Genomic DNA, 14,035 nt, shown 5'->3' with positions numbered 1-14,035 from the left:
AAACCCGAGGAAATCCAGCCTCACAGGAGAGAGCATTCCCGGAAACCAGAGGAACGGGCGCGGAACGTTTTGTGCGGATTTTGTGCGACTTGTCCGCAGCGGTTCGCGCATCGTTCCGGACCTGCTTGCACTGACCTGCAAGCAGGATCACGCAGCCTCCTTTTTTTCTTGCAGTATTTTCAGGGTGCGAGTAATCCCGGCGGTGGGACACCTCTCCCCAACGAGAGGCATTTATCTGCAAGGATACCAGATATGGCACTCACCGCCCCGGCCGCGCGCCCGGTCAATCCGCGTTTTTCTTCGGGCCCCTGCGCGAAGATCCCCGGCTTCTCCCTCGATATGCTTGCTGATGCGCCTTTGGGCCGCTCGCACCGTGCCGCTGCAGGCAAGGCCAAGCTGAAAGAGTCCATCGACCTTACCCGTGAGATTCTTGGCGTCCCTGCGGATTACCGCATCGGGATCGTCCCCGCTTCCGATACCGGCGCTGTGGAAATGGCGCTCTGGTCGCTGCTTGGCGCGCGGCCCGTTGAGATGCTCGCCTGGGAGAGCTTTGGCGAAGGCTGGGTGACCGATGTGGTCAGGCAGCTGAAACTCGACGCCACTGTGCGCAAGGCGCCTTATGGCGAGATCGTTGATTTTGCCGAAGTCGACTTCGATAAGGACGTGGTGTTCACCTGGAATGGCACCACTTCCGGTGTGCGTCTCCCCAATGCCGATGTGATCCCTGCCGACCGTGAGGGCCTGACCATCTGCGACGCCACATCTTCGGCTTTCGCGATGGAGATGGACTGGGCGAAGCTGGATGTGACCACCTTCTCCTGGCAGAAAGTGCTGGGCGGTGAGGGTGGCCATGGCGTCCTGATCCTCTCGCCCCGCGCGGTGGAACGGCTGGAGACCTATACCCCGGCCTGGCCCTTGCCGAAGATTTTCCGCCTGACCTCCAAGGGCAAAATCTCGGAAGGGATCTTTGTCGGCGAGACCATCAACACGCCCTCGATGCTCTGCGTCGAAGACTATCTGGTCGCGCTGAAATGGGCGCAGACAATTGGCGGGCTGAAAGGGCTGATCGGTCGTTCGGAAGCCAATGCGAATGAGGTGAAAAGCTTCATCGCAGACAAGGACTGGATCGCCAATCTGGCGGTGGATCCGGCAACGGCCTCCTGCACCAGCGTATGTGTGAAATTCACAGATCCGCGCATCACCGATGGCGCCGCTTTCGCCAAAAATGTTGCAAAAAGGCTGGAGGGTGAAGGCGTGGCGCTGGATGCCGGCGCCTATCGCGATGCGCCTCCGGGCCTGCGGATCTGGTGTGGTGCGACGGTCGAACAGGCCGATGTGCGCGCGCTGATGCCCTGGGTTGAATACGCCTTCAACGCTGAGATTGCAGCGCTGGCTGTCGCTGCCTGAGCCTGTTCGGGGGCGCCGTCCGCGCGCCCTCCCCCCAGAATTTCCCCAAATTCAAGGAGCCCTGCAATGGCCCCCCGCGTCCTCGTATCCGACGAATTGAGTGAAACTGCCGTCCAGATCTTCCGCGACCGTGGCGTCGAGGTCGATTACCTGCCGAAGCTTGGCAAGGACAAGGAAAAGCTGGCCGAGATCATCGGTCAATATGATGGACTGGCGATCCGTTCGGCGACCAAAGTGACCGAAAAGCTGCTGGCCCAGGCCACCCGGCTGAAAGTGGTGGGCCGCGCCGGGATCGGGGTCGACAATGTCGATATTCCGGCGGCGTCGAAAAAGGGCGTGATCGTGATGAACACGCCGTTCGGGAACTCGGTGACGACCGCCGAACATGCGATTGCGATGATGTTTGCGGTGGCGCGTCAGCTGCCGGAGGCGAGCGTTTCGACCCATGCCGGCAAATGGGAAAAGTCGAAATTCATGGGGGTTGAGCTGTTCAACAAGACCCTCGGCGTGATCGGGGCCGGCAATATCGGCGGCATCGTCTGCGACCGCGCGGTCGGGCTGAAGATGAAGGTTGTGGCCTTTGACCCCTTCCTGTCGGAAGAGCGCGCACAGCAGCTGGGTGTCACCAAGGTCGAGCTGGATGAGCTGCTGGCACGGGCCGATTTCATCACGCTGCATGTGCCGCTGACCGACAAGACCCGGGGCATTCTGAACGCCGAGACCATCGCGAAAACCAGGCCGGGCGTCAGGATCATCAACTGCGCGCGGGGCGGTCTGGTCGATGAGGCGGCGCTGGCCGAGGCGTTGAAATCGGGCCATGTCGCGGGCGCGGCCTTTGACGTCTTCGAAACCGAGCCGGCACTCGAAAGCCCGCTGTTCAACCTGCCGAATGTGGTTGTGACGCCGCATCTGGGGGCCTCGACCACCGAGGCGCAGGAGAATGTCGCGCTGCAGGTCGCCGAGCAGATGTCGGATTACCTGCTGACCGGTGCGGTGCAGAACGCGCTGAACATGCCGAATGTGACCGCCGAAGAGGCCACCGTGATGGGGCCCTGGATCCGGCTTGCCTCGCATATCGGGTCGTTTATCGGCCAGATGACGGATGAGCCGGTGAAGGCGGTGAACATCCTCTATGACGGCCGGGTGGCGGAGATGAACCTGCCGGCGCTGAACCAGGCGGTGATTGCGGGCGTGTTGAAGGCGCATAATCCGGATGTGAACCTCGTCTCCGCGCCGAGCGTGGCGAAGGACAAGGGCATCCAGATCTCGACCACGCGTCAGGACAAGACCGGGTCGTTTGACGCCTATATCAAGGTCACGATGGTGACCGACAAGCGCGAGCGCTCGGTCGCCGGGACAGTGTTCTCGGACGGCAAGCCGCGATTCATCCAGATCAAGGGCATCAATATCGACGCCGAGATCGGGGCGCATATGCTCTACACCACCAATGACGACGTGCCGGGGATCATCGGTCTTCTCGGCATGACCATGGGCAAGAACAACGTCAATATCGCGAACTTCACGCTGGGACGGTCGAGCGTGGGGGAGGATGCCATTGCGCTTCTGTATCTCGACGGGCCGATTGACGCGAAAGTGGTCGATACGCTGGAGGCGACGGGCATGTTCCAGCAGGTCAAGCCACTGGTGTTTGACGTGGTGTGATCTGGCTGGGTTCGGGAGACGGGGGCCAGCCCCCGCACCCCCGGAGTATTTCGATCAGGAGGAAGTCACAGGAAAAGGGGCCCATCCGGGCCCCTTTTTGTTTTATGCATGGTTGCCCCAGGGGCCGTGATGGATCGGTTTTCCGTCGAGCCGTTCAAAGCCATGGGCGCCGAAAAAGTCGCGCTGGCCTTGCAGCATATTGGCGGTGCCGCGCGCGGTGCGCATGAGGTCGAACCAGGCGAGGCCGGCGGAAAGCGCGGGCAGGCTGTGGCCCTTGAGCGCGGCGGTCGCGACCACGCGGCGCAGAGCTTCGTGATGCTGTTTCAGAAGCGCGGTGAAACCCGGTGCGAGGATCAGGTTGCGCCCGGGGTCTTCGCTCAGGGCCTGGGCCATCTGGTCAAGCATCGCCGAGCGGATGATGCAGCCTTCGCGCCACACTTTCGCACATTCCGGCAGCGGCACGCCCCAGTTCCAGGTTTTCGAAGCCGCGTCCAGCATGGTGAAGCCCTGGGCGTAACACAGGATCTTGCCCGCGATCAGTGCGCCTTCGAGGTCTTTCAGGCTGAGCCCGCCCCCGAGCGGCTGCGGACCGGCGCCGAAGACAGCCTCGCCCGCCTGACGTTCGTCACGCCGCGCCGAGACATTGCGTGCCATCACGGCGGCCTCGATCACCGGGACAGGCGCGCTGAGATGCTGCGCCTCGATCGCGGTCCAGCGGCCAGTGCCTTTCTGGCCGGCGGCGTCGAGGATCACGTCGAGCATGGCGCTTCCGGTTTCCGGATCGGTCGCGCGGGCGACCTTGCCCGAGATCTCGATCAGGTAAGAGCGCAGTGCGCCTTCATTCCAGGCTTCGAACACGGCGGCAATGCCGGGGGCGGCCATATCCATCCCATCGCGCATGAGGCCGTAAACCTCGGCAATCATTTGCATATCGGCATATTCGATGCCGTTATGGACGGTTTTCACGAAATGCCCCGCTCCGCCCGGCCCCATCCAGGTCGCGCATGGCGTGCCGTCATGTTTCGCCGAAATCGCCTCCATGATCGGGGCGACACGGTCCCAGGCGGCGCGCGGCCCCCCGCCCATGATCGCCGGGCCGTGACGGGCGCCCTCTTCGCCGCCCGAGACCCCCATGCCGATAAAGGGCACCCCCTGCGCGACCGCCTCGGCGGCGCGGCGTTCGGTATCGTGGAAATTGGCGTTGCCGGCGTCGATGATCAGATCATCGGGCCCCATCAACGGCCGGAGCGCCGCGATCATCTGATCCACCGCATCGCCCGCCGGCACCATCAGGATGATCGCGCGCGGCACGGCAATCGCTGCCACCAGATCTTCCAGCGTCTCGGCCGGGGTGAGACGCGCGGCCAGATCCCCGGCCTCTGCATGAAATTTCTGCGTCACATCATGGCTGCGGTTCCAGACCGCGATCCGATGTCCCTTTTCCGCGATATTGAGAGCGAGGGCCGCGCCCATCACCCCGAGCCCGACCAGACCGATTTCTGCAAGCGCCATCTGAGCCTCCTGAACTGATTTGCCCCCGTTTAGCTGCCGCACCGTGTTAGCGCAAACACTCCCTGCGGATCTTTGTCGGTGCAGGTCAGGATTGGCTTGCGGCGAGAGGGCTGTCGGCCTAAGCCTTGCCCGATCCCGCAGCCTGCGGCAATGCCGGGCATGCGGAACGGATGCAGGAGCCCCCCATGCGCAGCTATGCAATCGGCGATATACATGGCCATCTTGACCTTCTGAAACGCGCCCATGAGCGGATCGCGAAGGATATCGCGCAGCACGGTCCGGCACCGGTGGTGCATCTGGGCGATCTTGAGGATCGCGGGCCGGACAGCCGTGGTGTGATCGACTGGCTGAAGACCGGCATGGAACGGGGTGAGGACTGGGTGGTGCTCAAGGGCAATCACGACCGGCTCTTCACTCAGTTCATCCATGATCCCTGGTGGGCGGATCCCGCGCTGACAACCCCCTATAACTGGCTGCATCCGGCGGTTGGCGGGGCTGAGACGCTGCGCTCTTACGGCATCCGTGCCGCCGGAGATCGCCCGATCGATCCGGTGCATCGCGAGGCGGTCGACAGCGTCGACCCCGCACATCTGGCCTTTCTGGAAAGCCGCCCGACTTCGCTTCGCCGTGGGGATGTGTTCTTTGTTCATGCCGGCATCCGGCCCGGAATTGCGCTGGAGGATCAGGCCGAGGATGATCTCGTCTGGATCCGCAAGGGCTTTCTCGACGACAACCGCGATCACGGGCCGCTGATCGTCCATGGTCATACGGCGCTGGACCAGGCCAGACATTACGGCAACCGGGTGAATATCGACAGCTCCGCCGCCTATGGCGGGCCGCTCACCGCCATTGCGATTGACGGGCGCGAGGTGTTTTTGCTGACCGATCAGGGTCGGGTGCCGCTGCGGCCAGAGAGCGCCTGAATCCGGTATTCCGCCTGTCACCGCCCGGGCTTCATGCCACTCTGCGAAAAACCCGTGAGAGGGGCATGACCTGATGACCGGGATCTGTATTCTTTCCGCAATGCGCAGAGTGACCGGCGGCCCAGGCGGGGGTCGCGCGGGATTCGCAGGCCTGATGCCGGGCGAGGCAGAGGTCGATCTTGCAGGCGCGCCTGGTCATCCGGTGGGCACCAGCGGCGCGCTCCCCCTGACCAGATCGATGCGAGCCGGAACGGACCGGCGATGGCACGGTACTGATCACCAGGCGCATTGGCGGTGGAGCAGGCCTGACGCCCGGTTTCCGATCCGGAAACCGGCCCGGAATTTTAAAAAATTCCGACGCGGGCGGGGCGGATCACCAGAGCCGCACCCTTGAGCGGGCGGAGCGGCCCTCGGCATCAATGACGCTCAGCGTCACAAATCCGGTGCCGGACAGCGCGAGGATGATCTCGCGATCCCGCGAGCCCACGGCCATCGGCGCGCCGTCGATCAGCCAGGTGAAGGGCGCGGTGCCGCCAGAGACTTTCACCTTCAGGCCTGACTGATCCGCACTCGTGCGCAAAAGCTCCACCTCGGCCCCATCGGGCGGGAAATCGACTTTCGGCGCATTCACTTCGGCAAACGCCGCATTGCGGGGCCGGAACCTTTGCAGGGGCGGCGGCAGCTGGCGGTTCGCGACCAGCAAAGTCGCCGCTGGCGCGGGCGGTTGCGGGGCCAGCGCCGTTTTCAGCCGTGAAAAGGCCTGGAACAGCACCGGGGCCGCCACATCGGCACCAAAGGCGCCCGGCACCGGCGTGCCATCGGCGCGCCCCATCCAGACCCCGATCACATGTTGCCCGTCATAGCCGACCGCCCAGGCATCCCGGTGGCCGTAGGAAGTGCCGGTCTTATAGGCCAGCCGGTTCGCCGGCGCGCCAGGCGGCGGCGCCAGGCCTGCGAGGATATCCCCCACCTGCCAGGCCGCGACGGTCGAGACCACGCGGGCGCCCTCGCCTCGTTCGCCGTCAAGACGCCAGACCAGCGGCAGCGCCACCCCGCCGCGTGCCAGGGCGGCATAAAGCTGCACCAGATCCTGCAGGCTCACCCCCACACCGCCAAGGCTCACCGCGAGCCCAGGCTGATCGCCGGGGATCCGGTATTTCATCCCCGCCTTGCCCATCGCCGAAATCAGCTTGGCCGGGCCGAGCGCATCGGTCAGCGCCACCACCGGGATGTTCAGCGAAAGCTGCAAGGCCTCGCGCAGCCGCACCTCGCCGCGATACTGCCGGTCGAAATTCTGCGGCGCGTAAGTGCCGAAACTCATCGGCCTGTCGTCGATCACCGTCTCGGGATGGGCGAGGCCCTCGTCAAAGGCCAGGGCATAGACCAGCGGCTTCAGCGTCGAACCCGGAGAGCGCAGCGCCTGGGTCATATCGACAAAGCCCTGGCGTTTTTCATCCTGAAGGCCCGAGGACCCGACCGAGGCGAGGATCTCGCCCGAACGGTGATCGGCGACCACGATCGCGATCTGCATCTGGCTGCCGCGCGCGCGAACGGTTTCCGCCGCAAGGGTCTCAAGCCGCTTTTGCAGATCCTTGTCGATGGTCAGGATATGCTCGCCCAGCGTCGGATCTGCGGTCCGGGCCCGGTCGGCAAGATGCGGGGCGAAGGCCGGGAAAGGCTTGCGGATCCCCGGCACGGCTTCGGTCAGGGCGGCCCGGGCCTCTTCCTCCTCGATCAGCCCGAAGCGCACCGCGCGGTCCAGCACCCGGTCGCGCGCGGCCTCGGCACGGTCGGCTGCGCGGTCAGGGCGGCGGCTTTCCGGGCTTTGCGGGATCGCAACCAGCAGGGCCGCCTCTGCCGGGGTCAGGCGGGTCGGCTCCTTGCCGAAGTAAGACAGCGACGCCGCCCGCACCCCTTCGAGATTGCCCCCGAAAGGCGCAAGCAGCAGATAGAGCGACAGGATCTCGTCCTTGGAAAGCTCGCGCTCCAGTTTCAGTGCGACCCGCATCTGGCGCAGTTTGCCGCCAACCTGGCCGGTGGTGCCTTCCTCCAGCAGCCGCGCCACCTGCATCGTCAGGGTCGAGCCGCCCGAAACAACGCGGCCAGACCGCGCGGCCTGCAAAACCGCCCGTGCCAGCGCCTGGAGATCAACGCCGGAATGATCGCGGAACCGGCGGTCCTCGTAATTCAGCAGCATGTCGATATAGCGCGGATCGACCGCAGCCAGATCGACCTTCAGCCGCCAGCGCCCGTCCGACACGGTATAGGCCCTGAGCAAATCGCCATCGCGGTCCTTGACTTCGACCGAGGTGGCCAGCGCCAGCGGCGGCAGCACGGTCGCATCGATCCAGCCGTCAAAGGCATCGCGGGAACCCGCGGCGAGCCAGAGGCCCGCCGCAAGCGCAAAGATCCAGCGCGCGCGCATGTTGTTACTCGGCGTTGACCGTCAGCCGGCCACTGTCGGTGCGGGCGCGGAAGTCAGGCCGATACATATCTTCGACCGAGGCCGCCGGATGGTGGTAATTGCCGGGGCTGATCGCCCGCACAATATAGGCCACACGGAAGGCATCGCGCGACGACCAGTCCACCTGGGTGATGAAACGGTCCTGGCGGAATTCGGAATGCGCGGTCTGGCCCAGCACATTCAGCCAGCTCAGCTGCGAGGTATCGCCGCCCGAAATCAGGTTCGGGTTGTCGATCTCGAAACCTGCGGGCAGCGGATCGGCAAGGATCAGGCGGCCATCCGAATAATCCCAGGGCGTCACTTCCAGCTCGACCACATAGCGATTGCCGGTCACGACCTTGTCCAGTTCCACCGCTTTGCCATCAAGAGTGTAGTAGCTGCGGGTGATCGTATAGCCATTGCCGCCGGCGGGTTCAGGCTCTGACGGCACGCCGAAAGTGGTGACGGTGAGATAGGTGTCACGCCCTTCGTTTTTGACCACGACAGGCGCGGCGCCGTCCTGGATCACTTTGACCAGCGGCCCTTCGGCCGGTTTGCCGTCAAGCGTGACGCCCGAGACATCCGGCGCGTCGATCAGCGCGTTTGTCGCCATCAAGGCCCAGGTCGCTTCCTGGGTCGAAAGATAGCGCGGCGCGATGGCGATACGGTTGACCAGTTCCTCCCGGTCAATCGCGGTGCTGCCAGCCTCGACCGCGAGGGTCAGGATCGCTGCCGTGTCACGGTAATTGGTGCCGTAATCGGCGCGCAGCACCTGGGTCGCCGTATCCGAGGGCAGCGCGAGGATGCGCGCGCCCGCCTTGCGGAACATCGCATCGGCCCGGGTCTGGTCGCCGTAAGAGGCCAGCGCCGCACCAAGCTGCGCCTGGGCCAGCGGCGTGGCGAAATCATCGCCCTTCACATCGGCATAGTAACGCAGATCGCCGATCGCCGCCGCCCCTTCACGCGCCAGAACCATCAGCGCATAGGCCAGATCGGTGCCACCGCCCTGGGTATTGGCGTCGAAATTCGACGCGTAATTCACGCGATTGCGCAGATTGGTCAGCGCATTGCGGAAGGCCTGATCCGGCACCGCATAGCCCTGGGCCCGCGCCCGGCTGAGGAAATCGGTGACATAGCTGTCCAGCCACAGATCCCCCGAGGACGGCCCCCAGAGGCCAAAACCGCCGCCCGAGCCCTGGTTCATCAGGATCTCTGCCACCGCCTCGTCGATCCGTTTCTGGATATCTGCGGCATGTTTCAGATCCATAACCCGCGCCACCTGATCAAAGTAGATCAGCGGCATGGCGCGCGATGTCATCTGCTCGGTGCAGCCATAGGGATAACGGTCCAGCGAAGCCAGAAGCCCCGGCGCATTCAGCCGCGCCAGCGGGCCGATGGCCATGACCGATTTGCCGGTCCCGCGCACCATATCGGCAAAGACCGCCTCGTCGAAGGTGAAGGTCTCGCCCGCTTTCAGATCAAAGCGCGAGATTTTTGCGATCTCCGGGTCATTGACCTGGATCGGCAGTTTCAGATCCTTGATCAGTTCCTTGCCATCCGGCGTGGTCAGGGCGACCCGGATTTCCGAGAGGCCAACCCCGCCCGCGATCACATCGACGCTGAATTCCGCCTTGCCCTTATCGGCAAGGGTCAGGGTCGCAGGCACTTCGCCAAGCGTCAGATCGTCCGAGGTCACGGCGAGCTTCATCTCGCCCGAGGGGCCGGTCGCATGAACAATCTCAAGCAAGAGCCGGCTTGTATCGCCAGGCGCCATGAAGCGCGGCACCGAAGCGGTCACCACAACCGGGTCACGCACCAGGACATTCTTATCGGCCTGGCCCACGCCGGTCTTCGACCAGGCCACCGCCATCACCTTCACCGATCCGTTGAAAGACGGCAGGGTAAAACTCGTGCGGGCATAGCCATCGGCGCCGACTTCGACCGGGCCGGTGAAATAGGCCACCAGTTCTTCGGTCGGAGGCGGGGTCTGCAGCCGCGCCTGCGCGCCCGCATCGCCCCCCGAACGCACCTCGCCCTCGGCCCCGTTCAGCCCGTCGATCAGACGGCCATAGACGTCCCGGATGCCGATGCCGAGCTTGCGCTGGCCGAAATAATAGCCCTGCGGATCCGGCGCCTTGAAGCCGGTGAGGTTCAGAATGCCCTCATCGACGGCGGCGATGGTGACATAGGCCGTCTCGCCGGGCTCAACACCCTCGACCTTGACCGCAACATCCAGCGGGCCGCGCGGATCGACCTCATCCGCCATCTCGATCGTGGTGGTCAGCGCCCGTTTGCCCGGATCGACCGAGGCGTAAGACAGGCCAAGCGCGCGCGACGGCACCCGTCCCGCCGCCACATCCATCGGACGCAGCACCGAGGCGGTGACATAGACGCCGGCACCCCATTCATCGGTCACGTTCAGCGGGATCAGGTTCTCGCCTTCCTTCACCTCGACCGCTTCCATATGCACAAGGCGGTTCGAGAGCACGGTGATCAGCGCAGTGCCTGCGGCGCGCGGCACGATCCGCAATTGCGCGGTCTCGCCCGATTTATAAGCGGGTTTGTCCAGCGACAGTTCCAGCGTGTCGGGCGTCGAGGACACATCGGCGGGCGCATACCAGCCCGACCAGAAGCTCATGGAACTCACGGCGGTCTCGCCGTCGATCCGTTCCACTTTCAGCTCATATTCGCCCCAGTTCACCGGCAGGGAAATTGCCACCGGATCGCTGCCGCCCAGCGTGGCCGAACCCTCAGACACATGGCTGCGGGTGCTCACCGGCTCCCAGTACCAGCTGCCATAGCTCTGATACCACTGCCAGTCATTCTCCAGCCGGGTGAGGGTCCATTTGACCTCCATCGGCGCCGGTTTCTGATCGGGGCCAATGCCTTGCAGCAGGAAGCCCGCCTCGGATCCCTGCCCGACCACGCCGTCGAATTGCGGCTTGATGCCGATCATTGCCGCGGCGGGGGTCACGCTTTTCTCGACGCGGCGCTCCACCGGACGGCCCGAGCCTTCGGCAACCCGCACCACGGCGGTTGCGGTCAGCGGGCGGTCGGCTTCCAGCCCCTCGGCGCCGGGAAGTGCCAGGTCGAGCCGCGCCTTGCCCTCGTCATCGGTCGTGCCGCTCTGGTAGCTGTCCATCCGCGAGTCGAAGGGCTGATCATAGCGGCCGAAGACATAGCCCGGCCAGGATTTCAGCCCCTGGGCCGCGCGCAGATAGATCTCGCCCTCGATCTCCATCCCCGAGGCAGGCGCCCCGAAGAGGTATTTCGCGGTCAGGTCGATATTCATCCAGGGATCTGCCAGCGACAGATCGGTCTCGCCGGCATCGAGGGTGAAATCGATGCGCTCGGGCAGGAAATCCTCGACGAGGAAGGTTTTCGACACCAGCGCTTCCGCTTTGGTATCGGCAAAGATCGCCAGCGACCAGGTGCCGCGCGGCGCCGTGCCGGCAACCGGCAGCTGGAAAACATAGCCGCCCGCGCCCTGATCCGAGATCAGGCTGCGGGAATATTCGACACCATCGGGACGGGTCAGGATCGCGGTCAGCGGCAGGCCGGTCACAGCCTCGGCTTTCGGATCGCGTGCAATGGCGGTGGCATAGACGGTTTCGCCCGCGCGGTAAGCGCCGCGGTCGGTGGTCAGGAAAACATCAACCGGCGGCGCGGCCTCACGGCCCTCGACGCCCCGGTCCGACAGATCGAATTCCGGATCGGTCAGCGAGAGGAACGAAATATCATTCTCGCCTTCGGTCACCACAAGCAAAGCCGGGGCCGCGCTGCCGGTGCCGCGCATCAGGCCAGGTTCGAACATGGCATAGCCCTGGGCATCGGTCAGGGTCTCGGCCAGGGGCGTATTCGCCCGGTTCAGAAGCTGTACCTTCACGCCTTCTTTGGCGCCCGCCGTCCCGAGGCTGCGCACGAACACATGCAGCCCGTCGACACCGGTCATGCTGGTAATGCCCAGATCCGAGACCACGAACCATTGCCAGGCCGGTGCGAAATCATAGGGGTCTTTGCCCGGCATCGCGGCGCGCAGCGCATAGATCCCGGCCTCGCGGCCCTGCAGCGCCTCGGCCATCGGCAGACGGGTGGTGACATCCTTGTTCACCTCGATCTTCATCGAGGCGCTGCCTTCCCAGACCATCTCACCGATTTCGTCGGTGAAGGACCATTCCGAGTAATTGTTGATCGGCGTGCCGAAATAGTCGTTCTGGATGGCACGCAGCATATTGCGGTCGCTGACGCGGTAGAGCTGCAATTCCAGCGTGTCGAGATTGACGGTTTCGACCGGCAGCGCCGCATCGCCCGATTTCGGCAGCACATAGCCGCGCCCGGGGAAGCGCACAGCCGCCGTGCGGTCGCCGACATAGGCATTGATTTCGATATCCCTGGCCAGCGTCTGACCGTCAGCCGACGGCAGACCCTCGCGGAAGGTCAGCGTATAGCGTTCGCCATGGCTCAGACCGGTGACGCAAAGCCGGCGCTGATCGGCAAGTTCCACCGCAGTGCCGCCGGCGGGCAGGCGCACATAATCGCCGTAATCGACATCGACAGGTTTCAGGTCTTCGGTAAAGACGGCGCAGATGCGCGGACGGGCCAGATCAGCTTCGACCTGATGCTCCTCGATCCGGAAGCCGTATTTGCTGATCGCCTCGTCAAGCATCGCAGCGGTGTCATCACGCGACTGGAGCGATTGTGCGAGGCGCAGCGCCTGCACCATTTCGCGCCCATTGCCGCGCTCTTCCATCAGCCGCGCCGCAAAGACGAGGATCGAATGGCGCTGCGCCTTGCTTTCGGCGCGCAGATAGGCGTTCAGCGCCCCATAAAAAGCCTGGGATCTGTACCAGCCCGTGTCGCTCGTATTCTGCTGATTCGCTGCGGCTTTGGCGCGACGGGCATATTCCGCCCATGTGTCGGCATCATCGATGATGGCAAGCGCCGCGCCGGTCTTGTCGACCGCTGCGGTAAAGCTGGACCGCGCTTCATCTCCTGCCGCCTCGCGCAGCAGATCATCGGCGCTCTGGTCACCGGTCGGATGGGTCCGGCCAATCCCGGTGGCAAGATTGAACGCGGTGGTGAATTCGTCATCCGGCAGGAAGCTCAGCTCGGCACGCCGCTCTTTTGCCCGGGCCTGCGCGCCTGGCGCCGCTGCGACCACCCAGGCCGATTGCGCGCCGACAAAGCTTTCGGGGGCACCGGGATCGGATTTGAGGAAACAGCTGCCATTGCGGCTGTTGAAGGTCCAGGCATCACATTGGGTATTGGTGACACAGGCGCGCTCGCAGGCCTGGATGGTCGTGTCGAAGACCGAGCCGATATCGCCGCCCACAAGATCCGAATCGACCATCACGACCGAGCGCCGTTCGGGGATCAGATCCTGGGCCGAAGCCATTCCGGGCAGGGCGATCGCGGCCGCCATCAATAGACTTCTGACGAAATTACGCATCACAATACTCCCGTTCCGCCCGCCATGGCGCCACTTTCAGCTTCGCACGCGTCCGGCCCCCCGGCAAGTGCCGGGCGGGTCAGGCGGGCGCGAATAAGCATGCGGGAGAAAGGAACTTCTCCCCTGTTAACTCCTGCTTCATTTTGACCGGAGAAGGTGGTCCGGAATACCGGACTTCTGGGCAGAATCTCGGATCCGGCGCGGCAAAACATGGTTCCTGGATCATGACGGGGATGGATCTGTCAGAACGACTGGCAAAGGAAAGGCGTGCGAGGCTGGCGGCAGAACGTCTGCTGGCGCGGCGCACCCGCGACCTTGCCACCGCCGAAGAGCGGCTGGCGCGCCAGAACCGCAGCATCGTCCGGGCACCGCGGCTGACCTCCCCCAATGTGGCAAGGTCCGACCACGCTGCCCTTGCCGCTGCCGCCGGCGCATCCTCCCTATCCCCCGGTGCTTCCCCAGCGGTGTCTGTCACACAGGCCGGAGCCATTTCGGCCCCGGCGCCATCCTCCGATGTCCTGTCAACCGTGGCACCACCATCCAGAGCCACCCAACAGGCAGCCGTCGCTCCGCCTGGCACCCCGGTCCCAGCGGGGAAGCACACCGGGCCAGGGCTTGCGGAACCAGCCTCTGACGAGA

Annotated in this window: 6 protein-coding genes; 3 read left to right on the top strand and 3 right to left on the bottom strand. The window is 64.5% G+C overall.

From position 1 onward, the window contains the following. Positions 1-252 precede the first annotated feature (252 nt). Together JC607_RS10795 and serA are read left to right on the top strand one after the other, a co-directional pair. Positions 253-1,407 carry a phosphoserine transaminase gene (locus JC607_RS10795; protein ID WP_198836927.1) on the top strand — a complete coding sequence of 385 codons (1,155 nt, stop codon included), beginning with the start codon at positions 253-255 and terminating at the stop codon, positions 1,405-1,407. 66 nt (positions 1,408-1,473) lie between these two features. Beyond that, positions 1,474-3,069, top strand: coding sequence for a phosphoglycerate dehydrogenase (gene serA / locus JC607_RS10790; protein ID WP_198836926.1), 1,596 nt, complete (start codon positions 1,474-1,476; stop codon positions 3,067-3,069). Between the two features lie 102 nt (positions 3,070-3,171). Here serA and gndA read toward each other — a convergent pair whose 3' ends face one another. Beyond that, positions 3,172-4,581, bottom strand: a complete 1,410-nt coding sequence (gene gndA, locus JC607_RS10785; RefSeq protein ID WP_198836925.1) for an NADP-dependent phosphogluconate dehydrogenase — start codon at positions 4,579-4,581, stop codon at positions 3,172-3,174. 185 nt (positions 4,582-4,766) lie between these two features. Here gndA and JC607_RS10780 point away from each other — a divergent pair, with 185 nt between their 5' ends. Further along, positions 4,767-5,504, top strand: a complete 738-nt coding sequence (locus JC607_RS10780) for a metallophosphoesterase (RefSeq protein WP_198836924.1) — start codon at positions 4,767-4,769, stop codon at positions 5,502-5,504. 373 nt (positions 5,505-5,877) lie between these two features. Here JC607_RS10780 and pbpC read toward each other — a convergent pair whose 3' ends face one another. After that, on the bottom strand, positions 5,878-7,929 hold the full coding sequence (gene pbpC / locus JC607_RS10775) for a penicillin-binding protein 1C (RefSeq protein ID WP_198836923.1): 2,052 nt from the start codon (positions 7,927-7,929) through the stop codon (positions 5,878-5,880). Positions 7,930-7,933: 4 nt separating this feature from the next. Further along, positions 7,934-13,369 carry an alpha-2-macroglobulin family protein gene (locus tag JC607_RS10770; RefSeq protein WP_370584787.1) on the bottom strand — a complete coding sequence of 1,812 codons (5,436 nt, stop codon included), beginning with the start codon at positions 13,367-13,369 and terminating at the stop codon, positions 7,934-7,936. Positions 13,370-14,035 lie beyond the last annotated feature (666 nt).

Origin of the sequence: Paracoccus sp. IB05, from assembly GCF_016405985.1 — a bacterium.
Classification (GTDB): domain Bacteria; phylum Pseudomonadota; class Alphaproteobacteria; order Rhodobacterales; family Rhodobacteraceae; genus Pseudogemmobacter.
This window is presented reverse-complemented; position numbering and strand designations above follow the sequence as displayed.

Bases quoted from the DNA above. Each gene is read 5' to 3' on its own strand.
- pbpC (WP_198836923.1), bottom strand. From the start codon at position 7,929: ATGCGCGCGCGCTGGATCTTTGCGCTTGCGGCGGGCCTCTGGCTCGCC.
- JC607_RS10795 (WP_198836927.1), top strand. From the start codon at position 253: ATGGCACTCACCGCCCCGGCCGCGCGCCCGGTCAATCCGCGTTTTTCT.
- serA (WP_198836926.1), top strand. From the start codon at position 1,474: ATGGCCCCCCGCGTCCTCGTATCCGACGAATTGAGTGAAACTGCCGTC.
- gndA (WP_198836925.1), bottom strand. From the start codon at position 4,581: ATGGCGCTTGCAGAAATCGGTCTGGTCGGGCTCGGGGTGATGGGCGCG.
- JC607_RS10780 (WP_198836924.1), top strand. From the start codon at position 4,767: ATGCGCAGCTATGCAATCGGCGATATACATGGCCATCTTGACCTTCTG.
- JC607_RS10770 (WP_370584787.1), bottom strand. From the start codon at position 13,369: ATGGCGGCCGCGATCGCCCTGCCCGGAATGGCTTCGGCCCAGGATCTG.